The organism is Jiulongibacter sp. NS-SX5, from assembly GCF_052828545.1.
Window position 1 is genome coordinate 2,077,527 of record NZ_CM128248.1, and the last position, 14,005, is coordinate 2,091,531.

Annotated in this window: 19 protein-coding genes; 10 read left to right on the plus strand and 9 right to left on the minus strand. The window is 38.7% G+C overall.

The window, feature by feature from the left end; genetic code table 11:
* Nucleotides 1–227 precede the first annotated feature (227 nt).
* The 5 genes from ACUXV0_RS09185 (at nucleotide 228) to ftsY (ending at nucleotide 2,595) form a co-directional block, all read left to right on the plus strand.
* Complete coding sequence (locus tag ACUXV0_RS09185; protein WP_446192791.1) at nucleotides 228–572, plus strand: DUF3127 domain-containing protein; 345 nt, start codon at nucleotides 228–230, stop codon at nucleotides 570–572.
* A gap of 148 nt (nucleotides 573–720) precedes the next feature.
* On the plus strand, nucleotides 721–903 hold the full coding sequence (rpmG, locus tag ACUXV0_RS09190; RefSeq protein ID WP_082391304.1) for a 50S ribosomal protein L33: 183 nt from the start codon (nucleotides 721–723) through the stop codon (nucleotides 901–903).
* Nucleotides 904–937: 34 nt separating this feature from the next.
* The gene (locus ACUXV0_RS09195) at nucleotides 938–1,093 is read left to right on the plus strand and encodes a DUF4295 domain-containing protein (protein ID WP_446192792.1); all 156 of its coding nucleotides are present in this window, start codon (nucleotides 938–940) and stop codon (nucleotides 1,091–1,093) included.
* A gap of 70 nt (nucleotides 1,094–1,163) precedes the next feature.
* A complete protein-coding gene (locus ACUXV0_RS09200) occupies nucleotides 1,164–1,556 on the plus strand; it encodes an acyl-CoA thioesterase (protein WP_446192793.1) in 393 nt (130 codons plus the stop codon).
* Between the two features lie 76 nt (nucleotides 1,557–1,632).
* Nucleotides 1,633–2,595 (plus strand): signal recognition particle-docking protein FtsY, encoded by a 963-nt coding sequence (gene ftsY, locus ACUXV0_RS09205; RefSeq protein WP_446192794.1) that lies wholly within the window; start codon nucleotides 1,633–1,635, stop codon nucleotides 2,593–2,595.
* Nucleotides 2,596–2,667: 72 nt separating this feature from the next.
* Here ftsY and ACUXV0_RS09210 read toward each other — a convergent pair whose 3' ends face one another.
* On the minus strand, nucleotides 2,668–3,234 hold the full coding sequence (locus ACUXV0_RS09210; protein WP_446189255.1) for a YceI family protein: 567 nt from the start codon (nucleotides 3,232–3,234) through the stop codon (nucleotides 2,668–2,670).
* Nucleotides 3,235–3,553: 319 nt separating this feature from the next.
* Between ACUXV0_RS09210 and ACUXV0_RS09215 the strand changes: the two genes are divergently transcribed.
* Together ACUXV0_RS09215 and ACUXV0_RS09220 are read left to right on the plus strand one after the other, a co-directional pair.
* Entirely contained in the window at nucleotides 3,554–4,624 is a 1,071-nt protein-coding gene (locus tag ACUXV0_RS09215) for a sensor histidine kinase (protein ID WP_446189256.1), read from the plus strand.
* Nucleotides 4,590–5,327: a LytR/AlgR family response regulator transcription factor gene (locus ACUXV0_RS09220; protein ID WP_446189257.1), complete on the plus strand. Its 738-nt coding sequence runs from the start codon at nucleotides 4,590–4,592 to the stop codon at nucleotides 5,325–5,327. Before ACUXV0_RS09215 ends, ACUXV0_RS09220 begins: the two co-directional genes overlap by 35 nt.
* Here ACUXV0_RS09220 and ACUXV0_RS09225 read toward each other — a convergent pair.
* From ACUXV0_RS09225 to ACUXV0_RS09240, 4 genes are all read right to left on the minus strand, one after another.
* Entirely contained in the window at nucleotides 5,324–5,707 is a 384-nt protein-coding gene (locus tag ACUXV0_RS09225; protein ID WP_446189258.1) for a thiol-disulfide oxidoreductase DCC family protein, read from the minus strand. The two genes, ACUXV0_RS09220 and ACUXV0_RS09225, sit on opposite strands and share 4 nt — an antisense overlap.
* A gap of 9 nt (nucleotides 5,708–5,716) precedes the next feature.
* Entirely contained in the window at nucleotides 5,717–6,139 is a 423-nt protein-coding gene (locus ACUXV0_RS09230) for a hypothetical protein (RefSeq protein WP_446189259.1), read from the minus strand.
* A 62-nt stretch (nucleotides 6,140–6,201) separates the two neighbouring features.
* Entirely contained in the window at nucleotides 6,202–7,122 is a 921-nt protein-coding gene (locus ACUXV0_RS09235; protein ID WP_446189260.1) for a hydroxypyruvate isomerase family protein, read from the minus strand.
* A gap of 138 nt (nucleotides 7,123–7,260) precedes the next feature.
* Nucleotides 7,261–7,629 carry a Rid family detoxifying hydrolase gene (locus tag ACUXV0_RS09240; RefSeq protein ID WP_446189261.1) on the minus strand — a complete coding sequence of 123 codons (369 nt, stop codon included), beginning with the start codon at nucleotides 7,627–7,629 and terminating at the stop codon, nucleotides 7,261–7,263.
* Between the two features lie 52 nt (nucleotides 7,630–7,681).
* On the opposite strand from ACUXV0_RS09240, the gene ACUXV0_RS09245 reads away from it, so the two are divergent.
* Nucleotides 7,682–8,296, plus strand: a complete 615-nt coding sequence (locus tag ACUXV0_RS09245) for a TIGR04282 family arsenosugar biosynthesis glycosyltransferase (protein ID WP_446189262.1) — start codon at nucleotides 7,682–7,684, stop codon at nucleotides 8,294–8,296.
* Here ACUXV0_RS09245 and ACUXV0_RS09250 read toward each other — a convergent pair.
* From ACUXV0_RS09250 to ACUXV0_RS09260, 3 genes are all read right to left on the minus strand, one after another.
* On the minus strand, nucleotides 8,288–8,842 hold the full coding sequence (locus ACUXV0_RS09250) for a hypothetical protein (protein ID WP_446189263.1): 555 nt from the start codon (nucleotides 8,840–8,842) through the stop codon (nucleotides 8,288–8,290). The two genes, ACUXV0_RS09245 and ACUXV0_RS09250, sit on opposite strands and share 9 nt — an antisense overlap.
* An 87-nt stretch (nucleotides 8,843–8,929) precedes the next feature.
* Nucleotides 8,930–9,532 carry a hypothetical protein gene (locus ACUXV0_RS09255; RefSeq protein WP_446189264.1) on the minus strand — a complete coding sequence of 201 codons (603 nt, stop codon included), beginning with the start codon at nucleotides 9,530–9,532 and terminating at the stop codon, nucleotides 8,930–8,932.
* 339 nt (nucleotides 9,533–9,871) lie between these two features.
* Nucleotides 9,872–11,353 (minus strand): DUF4301 family protein, encoded by a 1,482-nt coding sequence (locus ACUXV0_RS09260; RefSeq protein ID WP_446189265.1) that lies wholly within the window; start codon nucleotides 11,351–11,353, stop codon nucleotides 9,872–9,874.
* Nucleotides 11,354–11,469: 116 nt separating this feature from the next.
* Here ACUXV0_RS09260 and ACUXV0_RS09265 point away from each other — a divergent pair, with 116 nt between their 5' ends.
* Together ACUXV0_RS09265 and ACUXV0_RS09270 are read left to right on the plus strand one after the other, a co-directional pair.
* Entirely contained in the window at nucleotides 11,470–12,723 is a 1,254-nt protein-coding gene (locus tag ACUXV0_RS09265; protein ID WP_446189266.1) for a glutamate-5-semialdehyde dehydrogenase, read from the plus strand.
* Complete coding sequence (locus ACUXV0_RS09270; protein ID WP_446189267.1) at nucleotides 12,724–13,167, plus strand: transcription elongation factor; 444 nt, start codon at nucleotides 12,724–12,726, stop codon at nucleotides 13,165–13,167. It begins immediately after the preceding gene.
* On the opposite strand, the gene ACUXV0_RS09275 is transcribed toward ACUXV0_RS09270, so the two are convergent.
* Nucleotides 13,164–13,904, minus strand: a complete 741-nt coding sequence (locus ACUXV0_RS09275; RefSeq protein WP_446189268.1) for a glycosyltransferase family 2 protein — start codon at nucleotides 13,902–13,904, stop codon at nucleotides 13,164–13,166. The genes ACUXV0_RS09270 and ACUXV0_RS09275 overlap by 4 nt on opposite strands.
* Between the last annotated feature and the right edge of the window lie 101 nt (nucleotides 13,905–14,005).

Genomic DNA, 14,005 nt, shown 5'->3' on the forward strand with positions numbered 1-14,005 from the left:
ACCAGAGCAACCGATAGCGACGTAAAAATATTATTGTCTGGCCTGGAATACGACCAAATAGAGTTTTTCCGGTAGCAAGGAAACAATCCCCTTTCGAAATACTGATCGCCTTTCGATTGTAATTCTTCAATACGACTAATTAGCTCAGCTATCAATGGACTTTACGACTGGTATTCCTTAGATTTGCAGCCAAATTAATCAAAAATCTATACTAAAAATTAAATCGGATGGAGATCAGCGGAAATATCATTCAGGTACTACCATTACAAAGCGGAGAAGGTAAAAATGGCCCGTGGAAGAAGCAGGACTTTGTATTAGAGACAGAAAGCCAATACCCTAAAAAGGTGTGTATCTCAATGTGGGGAGACAGAATTGACGAAAACCTGATCAAAGTAGGCACTGGCGTAACGGCGTCTATAGATGTAGAAAGCAGAGAGTATAATGGCAGATGGTATACAGACGTTAGAGCTTGGAAACTAGAGGCTACTACGGCTGGAGCAGATAGTTCTGAGACCGCAGCTCCTGTAGATATACCAGCAGCAGTAGAAGGCGAAGACGACCTTCCATTCTAAATTAAACACGCTTCTAAACTCACTTGAAGTCAGCAAAATAGACCCTCAAAAAAATATACTTTTTATTTTAAGAGAGTATTGACAAAAGGGATTATTTGGTTATCTTTGCAGCCCCGTTTAGAAAAAGATATTTTAATTCGATAAAGCAATGGCTAAGAAAGGAAATAGAGTTCAGGTTATTTTAGAGTGTACAGAGCACAAAGAAAGCGGTATGCCGGGCATGTCTCGTTACATCACTACTAAAAACCGTAAGAACACCACTGCAAGACTGGAGTTGAAGAAATACAACCCGGTTTTAAGAAAATATACTGTTCATAAAGAAATTAAGTAATTGTCTTCCTGAAAGACACTAAAAGTATAAGACTATGGCAAAGAAAGTAGTAGCGACCTTACAGGATAAATCAAAACTTAAGAACTATTCTAAAGTTGTTAAGGCTGTTAAGTCTCCAAAAACTGGTGCATATACCTTCAAAGAAGAAATGGTACCTGTAGAATTGGTAAAAGACGTTCTTAAAGCCTAAGGTCAGAACCTCATTTATTAGAGCCTCTTTGAGAAATCAAAGAGGCTTTTTTTGTTTACCTTTCTGGCAAATGCAAACCCATAAAACCATTATAACAGTAGAACAGTCTCATCTTGACGAGCTCGAGCACGTCAATAATGCTGTGTATTTAAAGTTCTTGGAGAAAGCGGCTATTGCTCACTGGTACTCTTTGGCAGATGAAGATACACGAGCTGGGATACGATGGATAGCCCGTAGACATGAAATTGACTATCTGAAACCTGCTTTTCTTCATGATAAACTTGTGGTAGAAACCTGGATTGAGAAATATGATGCCATAAGCACTGAAAGGCATTATGTAATCAAGAAAGACCAGCAGGTCATAGCCAAAGCCCTAACTATTTGGGTGGCAATTGACCCTAATTCAATGAAACCAAAACGAGTTTCATCAAATATTCTACAAAAATTTGAATCTTTGCTCTAGCAAAGCAACCGGCATACTTTTCTACTGAACTATGCTTCTTATTTTTACGTCATTCATTTACACTTAATTAAGGAATATGGGAATATTCAATTTCTTCAGCAAAGAGAAGAAAGAAACACTTGACAAAGGACTTGAGAAATCTAAGTCGGGAATTTTTGAAAAATTAAGCCGAGCTGTCATAGGTAAGTCTACCGTAGATGAAGAAGTACTTGATGAACTTGAAGAGATACTAATCTCTTCTGATGTAGGGGTTGACACTACCATCAAAATCATCAGAAGAATAGAAAAAAGAGTAGCAGAGGATAAATATACCTCAGTTGAAGAGCTCGATACCATCTTAAGAGAAGAAACAGCAGCTCTTTTAGAGGAAAACAACTCACAGGATGTACAGAATAGTTTCGAAACCGACAATCTCCCAAAACCATATGTTCTGATGGTAGTTGGGGTCAATGGGGTTGGCAAAACAACCACCATTGGAAAGCTGGCCTATAATTTCCAGAAGAATGGCAAAAAAGTAGTTTTAGGAGCTGCAGATACGTTCAGAGCAGCAGCGGTAGATCAATTAAAGCTTTGGGGAAGCCGCGTAGGTGTAGAAGTTATAGATCATGGAATGAATACAGATCCATCTTCTGTGGCGTACGATGCCGTTAAAGAAGGAGTGGCACAAAATGCCGATGTTATCATCATTGATACTGCCGGTAGACTCCATACCAAGGTCAATCTAATGAACGAGTTGGGCAAAATTAAGCGTGTCATGCAGAAGGTATTACCTGAAGCCCCTCATGAGGTCATGTTAGTCTTAGATGGAAGCACTGGTCAAAATGCAACAATACAGGCCCGAGAGTTCACAAAAGTTACCGAAATAAACTCATTAGCCATTACCAAATTAGATGGAACAGCTAAAGGAGGTGTGGTCATTGGTATTTCTGATGAATTTAAAATTCCGGTGAAGTATATTGGAATTGGAGAAAAAATGGATGACCTGCAGGTATTTAACAAAATGGAGTTTGTAGACTCTCTATTTAAGAAAGAGGCCTAATCTCTGGGGTTAAAACGAAAAAAAGGGAACCCGAATCAAGCTCCCTTTAAAAATAAAACCCCTTTTATTTTTTTACTCTTGTGTAAATTCTCCTTTCGCAGAAATTACAATTTCTCTACTTGTACCAGCTCCTGACTCACCACCTACGTGGAAATCGAAGCGATCTATCTCTCCGGTAGCTTTAATACCTACCATGTTTTTCTTGCTTCTTGGATGAACTATTGGACCATTTATGATAACGTCCATTGTGATCTCTTTAGTTACATCTTTCATGGTCAGATTACCCGTCATCTTATACTTCTTTCCCTCAACTTTCTTAAGTGAAGTACTTTTGAACTTGATCGTTGGGTATTTCTCAGTATGAAAATACTCCTCAGCCTGAAGGTGACCATCTCTTCTTTCGTTTTGTGTATTGACACTTGAAGGTTTGGCTGTAAATTCAAAAACAGCATCTGATAGATCTTCTTTTGAAGAAGTAATCGATGCATCAAACTCACCAAAATTCCCATCTACCTCTGAAATCATCATGTGAGTAACTGTAAAAGTTACACCAGCGTGTGATTTATCTAGCGTCCATTTCTGGGCATTGGAAGTAAAAGCTGTTGCCGCAAAGGCCAATACGAATAATACTTTTTTCATTCTATATATGTTGTTACATTAATTCGGAACAAAGCTAGTTAAGAATGTCATAAGTACTATGAACAAAAATCCCTCAAGTGTAAAAACTCTACTAATCTGATAGATTTGTCTACCAATCGCATTCGAATATTGACATTTTATTTTGAATCAAGTAACCCTTTTAGTTCAAATACCTTAATGTATCTTCTAATTGCATTTTTCTGTCGCTTTATGCATTTTACGATACATCCTCTCAATTAATCTTCTGAAATATCCCGAATATCTGTTATTTCGCACTTTGATTGTAAATGGGTAATTAATTGATTTGCTTCATACAAGAATGACCTTGCTATCTCAACGTCCTAGAAGCGATAAAGCTTACCGAATCCTATTCCAGATCTTTATGTGGGTCATCTGGATAGGGTACCCTTTGATTAATGCTGATTACGATAACCCAGATGCTGTAGTATTTCTTAAAATGCTCGTAGCGGTCAGAGCTGTGGAGATTCCACTATTTTATTTTATAGTACATTACCTGATTCCCGAAGTATTTAAGAAAAAAGGTGCTACATCATACGTTATATCACTGGTGGCCATTTGCTCTGTCTTCATATTCATTGAAGACAAAATCAAATTTCTGGTAAACCCAAATTACAAACACACTTACACATTCTTTATTTTCTTCCCAGTCATGTTTGTGTCTGCATTAGCCACGGGCTATGGTTTAATTACAGAATTCATGCAGGAAGAAAGCACCCGTAGAGAGGAAAGGCAAGAAAGAATGCAATCTGAACTTTCGTTTTTAAGGTCTCAAATTAGTCCTCACTTTATTTTTAATGTCCTAAACAGTATTGTATACCTTATCAGATCCCAACCGGGCGATGCAGAATCTGTAACAATAAAACTCTCAGAGCTTATCAGATACATGCTTTATGAGACCGATAGTAAACATGTTCCTGTGAGTAGAGAAGTGGCTTATTTACAGAACTATATTGACCTCCAAATGGTACGCTATGGTGATGATGTCAAAATAAACGTGGATATAGTAGGCTCTGACAGCGGCCATACCATTGAACCCATGCTTTTAATACCATTTGTAGAAAATGCCTTTAAACATGGTATAGGTATGGTAAAAAATCCGCAAATTGACATCGAATTGAAATATGACGCTGATCTATTGAAATTCACGGTAACCAATGAAATAGCACCCGAAACCAAAGATTCAAAGGATTTTAGCTCAGGTATTGGACTTAAAAACGTAAGAAGACGTTTAGAACTGCTTTATCCTAAGAAACACGATTTAATCGTAAATGACTCTGACGGTAAATTCATAGTGGTGCTTACTATGAATCTAAAACGAGATAACCAACCCGAGTATGCCAACCCCGAAGCTAAATTGTATAGCAGTTGATGACGAAAGTCTTGCGAGAAAACTTCTCCAGGAAAACATTGAACAAGTCCCCTTTTTAAACCTCGTTAAAGTCTGTAAGAATCCTTTTGAAGCTATGGAAGCTCTTCAGGAAGAAAAAATAGACTTGATGTTTCTTGACATCCAAATGCCAGGAATGCTCGGCACTCAATTTCTGGCGAGTTTGAAAGTAAAACCGATGGTTATCTTAGTTACTGCCTATGACAACTACGCCGTAGAAAGCTATAATCTGGATGTAGTAGATTATTTGATGAAGCCTGTAAGTTTTGATAGGTTCTCAAAAGCGGCTCATAAGGCACTGGAATTATATAAGAAAAACAACGGTATTGAAGCAGGGAATAACGCTGCTGCTGAATCTGAGGAGCAAGATTACTTCTTTGTAAATGTTGAATACTCTCTGGTAAAAATCATTTTTGATGAAATCACCCATATTGAAGGGTTGAAAGATTACATCAAAATCTTTATCACCTCTCAAACCAGGCCCATTTTGACGAAGTCAACCTTAAAAGGTATAGAGGCGAGGCTTCCTGATAACTTCATGAGAGTTCAGAAGTCTTATATTGTCAATTTGGAGAAAATTCAGAGTATCAGGAATCATAGGATTACGATCGACAAATTCGATATTCCTGTAAGTGATAGCAATATGGACGCTTTACTGAAAGCGATCAACTATCAGAAATCTTAAGTATGAAAACGTTCTGTTAATTCGGGAGTCGGTATCATACACGTCTCCCTTTTCCCGAATATACGATACCTATTCTTAGCTATAACTTCGTAAACCCCATCTCTGACCCTTAACGGGATAAATCTGAATATATATAGCCAGGAAAACCTTGGGAGCTTTTTAAGAATCTCTAAAGCAGCATCTGACTTTATAAAGATCTTATGATCTGAAACTAAAATGACCGAGTCTACCTCGGCCAATTCTAGAGCTTTCGCCACTTCAGCCTGACCGAAATCAGATTGAAGTGAAGCAAATTTGAATATTTTATCACGATCCTCTTTGATGACAAATTGCACGAAAGAATTGCACAAATTACATACTCCATCAAATAGGATTACCATGACATTTGTTTAAAATAACTTTTCAAAAGGTAGTCTGCTCAACACTAATAGTAAAGCCAGACCAAAGAAAATCATAGTAGACTTAAAACGCTTACCATTCACTATTTCTTTCTTGCTTTTGGCGTTACCTATGGTTACCAAAACAGCTGCTAAAATTCCTACTGTTGGGTGCTCTATATATGCTTTTCGGGCTACAGCATTTTTCATTATTGACCCCATATCAGCATTAGAGAGTGCCAATACCATCAATATGATTCCTAATAAAAACATGGTGTGCGTAGCAATCAAAGCAAACAGATTTACTTTTCTGTGTTTGTCTTCCCACAGTTTTTCGCTTGTTGTGCCTAAAATTCCATTGATAGTGGCCCAAGCCAATAAAATTAAGGCTGCAAAAGCCAGATAATGATGAATGTTTAAAAGTATGTCTCTCATGTTCTCAATTTTTTGCCAAAGGTAAGTCCCATTTGGCGATTCATAGATATTAAGTTTAATTTTTAGAAATCATCGCACCACCTGTAGGCGGCTATTAGTTTCTCCTCCCCTTCTTTACCATCAAAAGCATTGCCGTGCTCCATACCAAGAATTAGCTGGTCTCCGCTTTTCTCATAGATATGCTTAAACAAATGCTTGTAATTAATTTCTCCTGTAGTTGGCTCCTTTCTTCCCGGCTCATCACCTATCTGAAAATATCCAATTTCATCATACGTAAGATCCATATGATGCTGAAGTCTTCCTTCGTTTCGCTGCATATGCCACATATCAAAAAGTATCTTACAGGCTGGACTATTTACTGCTTTGCAAAGCAAGTAAGTTTGGTCAGAGTACCTCATAAATAAGTCAGGATTATCAGAGAGAGGTTCCAGCACCATGGTAAGCCCATGTGGCTCAAAAATATCAGTAGCTCTTCTCAAGGCATCAATCACATTCGCCGTTTGAATACCCATCGGAAGTGTTCTGTCAAAATTCCCGGGCACCACCGTCATCCATTTGGCATTTACACGCTTTGCCACTTCTACAGCTTCCCTGCAAGTCTTTAAGAAGTGTTCTTTCCATTTAATATCTCCAGATGCCAAAGTGGTTTTTGGTGGCCAACTGTCAAAACCTACCACAAACACCCCCATTCGCATTCCCAGCTTTTCCATTTTAGATGCAATGGCCTTCTGTTCCTCTACACTCCGGCCCATCATCCCATTATCTTCTAATGCTCTGAAACCACGATCATACATAAACTGTATCTGGTCGATATGGCTATTACCGGCCGAATGTCTGAACATTCCAAAATGTGGTGCAAATGCCGATTTAAAAGGTTTGTTTAAATTAGAACGATCTTCTTTGGCCAATGTAGAGCCCTTTGCCAAGCCGATACCAGCCGTGGTCAAAAAGGCTTTAGAAATAAATTTGCGTCTGCTTGTCATAGATTTTATTGGTTAGTAGAGACTATATCGCCACACCTAAAAATACTTATTACCGTGCTATTTTTTACGGTAAAAGTACCATATATTTGTGACCATCATTCAACCTTAACCTTTACTGTTTGCTTTTGAAGCTTTCGATTACCTAACGGCGATCGCAGATATTTCGACATTGACATTTTTAGGCAAACAAGCCACCTGTACGGTTTCTCGGGCAGGTGGATTTTTTTTGAAGTACTCTCCATAAATTCCGTTTACCGTTTGAAAGTCATCCATTGACTTCAGGAAAATACTGCACTTGACAATATCTCCGTAATCAAATCCAGATTGTTTAAGAATAGCACCCAAATTCTCCATCACCTTTTTCGTTTCAGACTCCAGTGTGCCATTCTCATATTCATCAAAGGCTATCTGTCCCGAGATATATAAGGTATTACCGGCTAAAACGGCTTGAGAATACGGGCCGATCGGTTCTGGTGCGTTTTCCGTATATATGATCTGATTAATCATTTTGTGATCGTTTTTAATGGTTGTATTATTACATTTCTAAGCTACTAGTCTTTTGAGAAAAGCCCTTATTATTTTCGTTAAAAATCCTGAGTTAGGTAAAGTAAAAACAAGGCTCGCCGCTACGGTGGGAGATCAAAAGGCCTTAGAGATATACATCCATCTCATGGAGCATACTAAAAAGGTAGCTCTGGAGGTAGAAACGGACAGATACCTTTTCTACAGTCAGTCTATTGCACAAAATGATATGTGGCCAAAAGACAAATTTGAAAAGCATCTTCAGCACATTGATCCAAACCTGGGCTTAAAGATGTTCTCTGCTTTTAGCTATCTGCTTGAAAAAGAATACGATAAAGCTCTAATCATTGGCTCTGATTGCCTTGACATCACTTCCGAGATTATCAATAATGCATACAAAGAGCTTGACAATAGTACTGCAGTTATAGGGCCTGCATACGACGGCGGCTATTACAGCATTGGCTTTAACTTTCAAAAACTACAAGAGCAATCAGTCAAAGTGCTCACTGATGTTTTTCTGAATAAGGAATGGTCACATGAAGATGTATGTGCTGAGGCAATAGCGGCTTTCAAAAAGAATAAGCTTCGTTACTTTCAAATGCCAACACTCAGTGATGTTGACTACGAAGAAGACGTCAAACATTTACTCTGAGGTTCCCCAATCCGGAACTTGACCTGTGGATCCATAAAATAACTCATCGAGGTAGTAATCTCTCCTGGTGGTTCTATTGCATTGTTTGATATACTCATCATCACCAAATACATAGACACAGGGCTGATAGGGGCCATTCAGTACTTTGGTCATAAGAGAAACGGGGTCACCCGATGGGAATAAGTCTTCTTTGTGATCCCTATCCAGTAGGCAATGCCCGAGTTCATGAAAAATCAAGGCCTCTTTATTTAGGAAGTGTTTGCTATTCCAACAGTCACTGTTTCTCTGGATCAGCACTTTCCTTTGACCAGATTTTCTACCTCTTGGCTTAATGCACTGACCACACAAATCATTCTCAAGACTGTCTGTAAACTCTACAATTAGATTAACCTTTCTGAGGTAAACACCTCTCTTATCTCCTTCTTTGAAGAAATCTTCAACGTAAGGCACAGCTTCGCTGGCGATTCTATATTCAAAGAGAATTGGTTCTTTCTCACAGGAGAAGAAGAGTCCCATCATTACCATTGAAAGGAACAGATATTTCATTTATAGAGCTGAATTGGTGTATGAAAATACAAAAAAAACCGAGTACAAAGTACCCGGCATTTCATTCAACCCTATTGAAATAATATTTTATTTGCCGCCTTTAAGGACAGCTTGAAGTTCTTTTAGTTCGTCCCATTTCTCAGCAGCAGCCAGTTTGGCTTGTTTTGCCCAAGTCTTAGGATCGTGAATGTTATATCTTGGACCAGCAGCTTCCAGAATTGCTTTAAGCTTTTTCTGTGTTGCCTTTCCAAGTTTTGCAAAAGTGTCTATACCATCAGCAGCAAGTAATTCTGCTATTTTCTTACCTATACCCTCTACTTTCGTTAGATCATCTCCTTTGGCTACAGCCTTTTTAGGTGCCGCTTTTTTCACCGCTGCCTTTTTTGCAGGAGCTTTCTTAGCTGGAGTAGGCACTTCAATTACACAGTTGTCAATCTGATAATCAGTAACGAATGTGTATGCATCTGCATTACCGTCGTTCACCCATCTTCCGTCATCCAATAAATAACGATACTCATAAGTCTTACCAGACTCTAGTGTTACAGATGTACTTAAAGATCCATCTTTACTCTTCTTAAGAGCTACCCCTTTGGTAGTATCCCAATTATTAAATTCACCAAGTAAAATACCGCTTGATGCGTTGCCTACTATTTCTGGTGCAAGAGAGAAAGTGATTTTGGTCTTAGCCATATCTTTTTCGTTTAATGCTATGCAAATGTTATAATTCAATTTGGTACATCCCACAAACTTTCTTCAATAAATTCAATATTTCTTGAAATAATACCATTCTTTAAAAAATACAAACAATTTAAAAGCATTTCTAGACCATTTTTTTAAATATCACTCAGTACACCAATTACATAAATAAGCATAAACTGCTGTAATACAGATATTTAGACTAATTCTAAGTCTGCAAACGTTTGCGTTACGATTTGAATGTAGTACTGTACTATTCAAAGAAAAACCCTACTCCAAAGGCATTGAAGCAGGGTTTTAGGTTATAATTTCAAAAAATGTCTAACTATCTAATCAAGCAGGTTGATGCTCTTTTCTGAGCAGGTCGTTCACAGTTTTTACCGGATTAAAAGTAATGAGAGGCACCTCTACAAAAAGCGTATTCCAATCTGCCATAGAGCCATTCCACAGGCCGGGTAGTTCCTGGGCCTTTAGGGCCTTACCACTCATAGATTTCTCAGTAATAAAACCAGTCTGCGGATCTCTAAACTCTAATAGATTGTATTTCTCTTTCTTATAGTTTTTAGTTGAGACTACCAGATCTACCGGGTTAAAGTGGGTAGCGTTATTGAAAATCTCAGATTGCCTTTTGCTATTAAAGTTAAACTGGGCTGACTCCAGAATATGAGTGGACTGTGAGCCATCGCCATTCTCAATCCAGAAAGGACCTCCTCCGGGCTCACCCACATTTTTTACCATACCACAGACTCTAATAGGTCTATTGATTTTTTCCTTGGCATAAGCCAGCTTGTCCTCGTTTGACCAATTTCTGAATCCTTTTGGCGGAGCTACATTCAACTCATTCTTCAAGAAGCTGAGGGCCTTCTGTCTGGTATAATCCGATACCTCATCTTTATCAAGCCTGCGGGCAAAGTTGAATAGCTTCTTCTGTACCTGAAGCAACAAGCCCGCTAAGGCTTTTTTATAAGTAATAGTCTCTCCTTTGAGGTGATCCGGTACTACGTTATCAATATTTTTAATAAAAATCACATCGGCATCCTGGTCATTCAGATTTTCGAGTAAAGCCCCATGACCAGCCGGCCTGAAAAGAATAGAACCATCATCAAGCCTGAAAGGCGTGTTATCCATATTCACAGCAATAGTGTCAGTACTTTTCTTTTGCTCAGAAAAACTAAAGATAAACTGAACACCAAACTTCTCTTCATAGGCGTTTTTCACTTCACCTATCAAAGCCTTAAACTTACTCTTATGCTCAGGAGAAACCGTAAAATGTATCCTTACTCTTCCGTTTCTATTGGCGTAAGCCGCACCTTCTACCATGTGTTCTTCAACGGCGGTGCGGGTACCATCATCATATTTATGAAATTCCAGGAGTCCTTTTGGCAAACTTCCATAGTCAAGGCCATCTGCGTTCAGAAGTCCATTCAATAGACTCTGATCATCGGTTTTACCCCCGGTCACTTTCTTCAAACTTTCAGCAAAAGCAAATTCATTGATCTCGTCTATAAACTGCTGAACCTTCTCATCTTTTTTGCCTTCATCTTTAGCGGCAAAAAGAGCCTTAAACATACGAGAAGCCGCACCAGAAGCAGGCACAAACTTCAGTAGCTTCTTTTTAGATGATTCCTTATCAAAAAGCTCTACCAACTCATCTTTCTGATCATCACTTAGCCTGATTAACCCATCATCAATAGTGGCAGCTTTTTTAGCTTTGATAAAGGGGAAGCCATTCTTAAAATTTTCAATTTGCTGTTGCACCGTCTCTACATCACTTCCTCTTTTCTCTATTTGTGCCAGATCCTTTTCTGTTAACATGGGTTTTTATTTAGGTCTACTTTATATCTATTGTTTAGTCCAAAAATAAGGAGCTTAATTGAGAAATGAGGCATTATCTATGGCTTGGTATAAATTTTTAAGACCTTTGCAGTGATATGATAGAAACAGAAGCAACTAATTTTTTTATTCAAAGTAGAAAAGCCTCAAAATCGATCGGAAGACTTGATTCTGAAGGCAAATCTAAACTTCTCGTTGAGCTGGCAGCACTGATTGAAAAGAACAGTGAGCAGATTAAAATAGAGAACAAAAAGGATTTGGACAGAATGGATAAATCTGATCCAAAATACGACAGACTGCTCCTAACTGATGAGCGAATAAAAGGGCTATCAAACTCTCTTAAAGCAGTAGCAAATCTGGAAGACCCCGTTGGCAAAGTCCTTTTAGAAAAAACCTTACCCAATAGCCTTCAACTATCTAAAATAGCTGATCCTCTAGGTGTAGTTGGAATTATATATGAGTCCAGACCAAATGTAACCGTAGACGTAGCCTCGCTTTGTTTACGCTCAGGAAATGCTGCCGTATTGAAGGGTGGAAAGGAAGCTCATTACTCAAATACTGTATTGGTCTCACTCATTCATGACGTACTGAAGCAAAATAACTTACCAGCAGAGATAGTTACGTTATTGCCTACAGACAGAGCTTACACAGCTGCACTTTTAAATGCTGAAGGCTACGTAGATGTGGTGATTCCTCGTGGTTCGGCAGGCCTAATAAACTATGTAAGAGAGAATTCTCTAATACCTACCATAGAAACGGGTGCGGGTGTGTGCCACACTTATGTAGAAAAAACTGCCAATGCTCAGATGGCGGCAGATATTTTGGTCAATGCCAAAGTGACTCGCCCTTCTGTATGTAATTCATTAGACTGTGCTGTGCTAGATAAAGAAATCATTTCTGATGTGATTCCGCTAGTGCTGGACGGTTTTAAAGAATATAATGTTGAAGTGTACGCCGACGAAAGTAGCTACCCTGTTTTTGAGAAAGCCGGATATCCCTTCCTTCAAAAGGCAAGTGAGGATGATTTTGGTAAAGAATGGCTAGACTTTAAGGTCTCGTTTAAAACGGTAAATGGTTTAGACGAAGCATTAGAGCATATTGAGAATAATAGCTCAAGACACTCTGAGGCCATTATCACTGAGAATAATGATTTCGCCAAAAGATTCATCAAAGAAGTAGATGCCGCTAGCGTTTATCATAACGCATCTACCCGATTTACTGATGGTGAAGAATTTGGGCTAGGAGCTGAAATAGGGATTTCAACTCAAAAGCTGCATGCCAGAGGGCCATTTGCCCTTGAAAAACTGGTAACGGAGAAATGGGTGGTATTGGGCAACGGTCAAATACGATAAGTGAAACAGGAAATTATACTGGCTGTACGCCAAAAGGTTCAGCTTAGATTAGATGAAGCTGATAAAGCAATGAAGGCTGCACAAGCTGCTGCCAATGAAGAAACCAAAAGCTCTGCCGGCGATAAATATGAGACCGGCAGAGCTATGGCTCAAAACGACCGGGATATGTATGCCCGCCAGGCGGCTGAAGCCAAAAATGAATTGGCAGTTCTGGACAATATCAAAAGTGATCAAATCAATAACTCAATCACCGTGGGCTCTTTAGTCAAAACCACGATCGGAAAAATCTATATTGCCGTAAGCATTGGTTTTATCACGCTAGGCAAAGACAAAATAATGGTGGTCTCTGAGGAATCTCCAATAGGTAAAGCCTTAAAAGGAAAGAAGGCAGGAGAAGCTTTTGAATTTAGAGGTCAACAGATCAAGATCTCAGAGATTGATTAAATCCACTGCACGAGCTTTGAAAGTGGTTTCCACCAAAGAGTATACCATTTGGGCTTTAGCCCATTAATTCTCCAGGCTCTACGATCCTCTTTATTAGCTCTTATCCTGTTTTTAAGCGATGTATTGCTAATACCACCGGCTCTCATTTTGATTTGCACTGCAGGAATATAGGCTGTATTAATCTGATGTTTATAAAGCATCCTTAGCATGAGTTCATAATCACCGGCAGAAACAAAATCTGGGTTGAATAAACCGTATTTATCGTAATACTCTTTCCTGATAAAAAATGTAGGATGAGGTGGCATCCATCCCTTTAGAAAATATTCCCTTTTAAATTCTCCAGCCTCCCAGTTACGCGTCACTTTTGAAGTGTCATCGTACTCAACATATTGCAAATCACCATAAGCTGCTCCAATTGTCGGATCTTCAAAAATCTTGACCACTCTAGTTAGTACTTCTTCATCGGCATAAAAGTCATCAGAATTCAGCAAACCCACTACCTCTCCGGTGACAAGTTCAAGCCCTTGATTCATGGCACTGTAAATCCCCTGATCTGGTTTTGAAACCCATGTGATTTTGTCTTCGTATTTCTTCAGGATGTCTATGGTACCGTCAGTAGAGCCTCCATCCTTTATGATATACTCAATATCTTTATGCTTTTGACCGAGCACACTGAGGATGGTATCTTCTATGGTGGCGGCAGAGTTAAAACAAATAGTGACTAAAGATATTTTCATGGGTTTACTTTTCGTTCATCTTCATTGTTTTGAAAACATTAAAGATCAGAACTACTATTTGAGGCCTTGCCTTTGTGTTAAAATCAGGATATTGGTGTCAA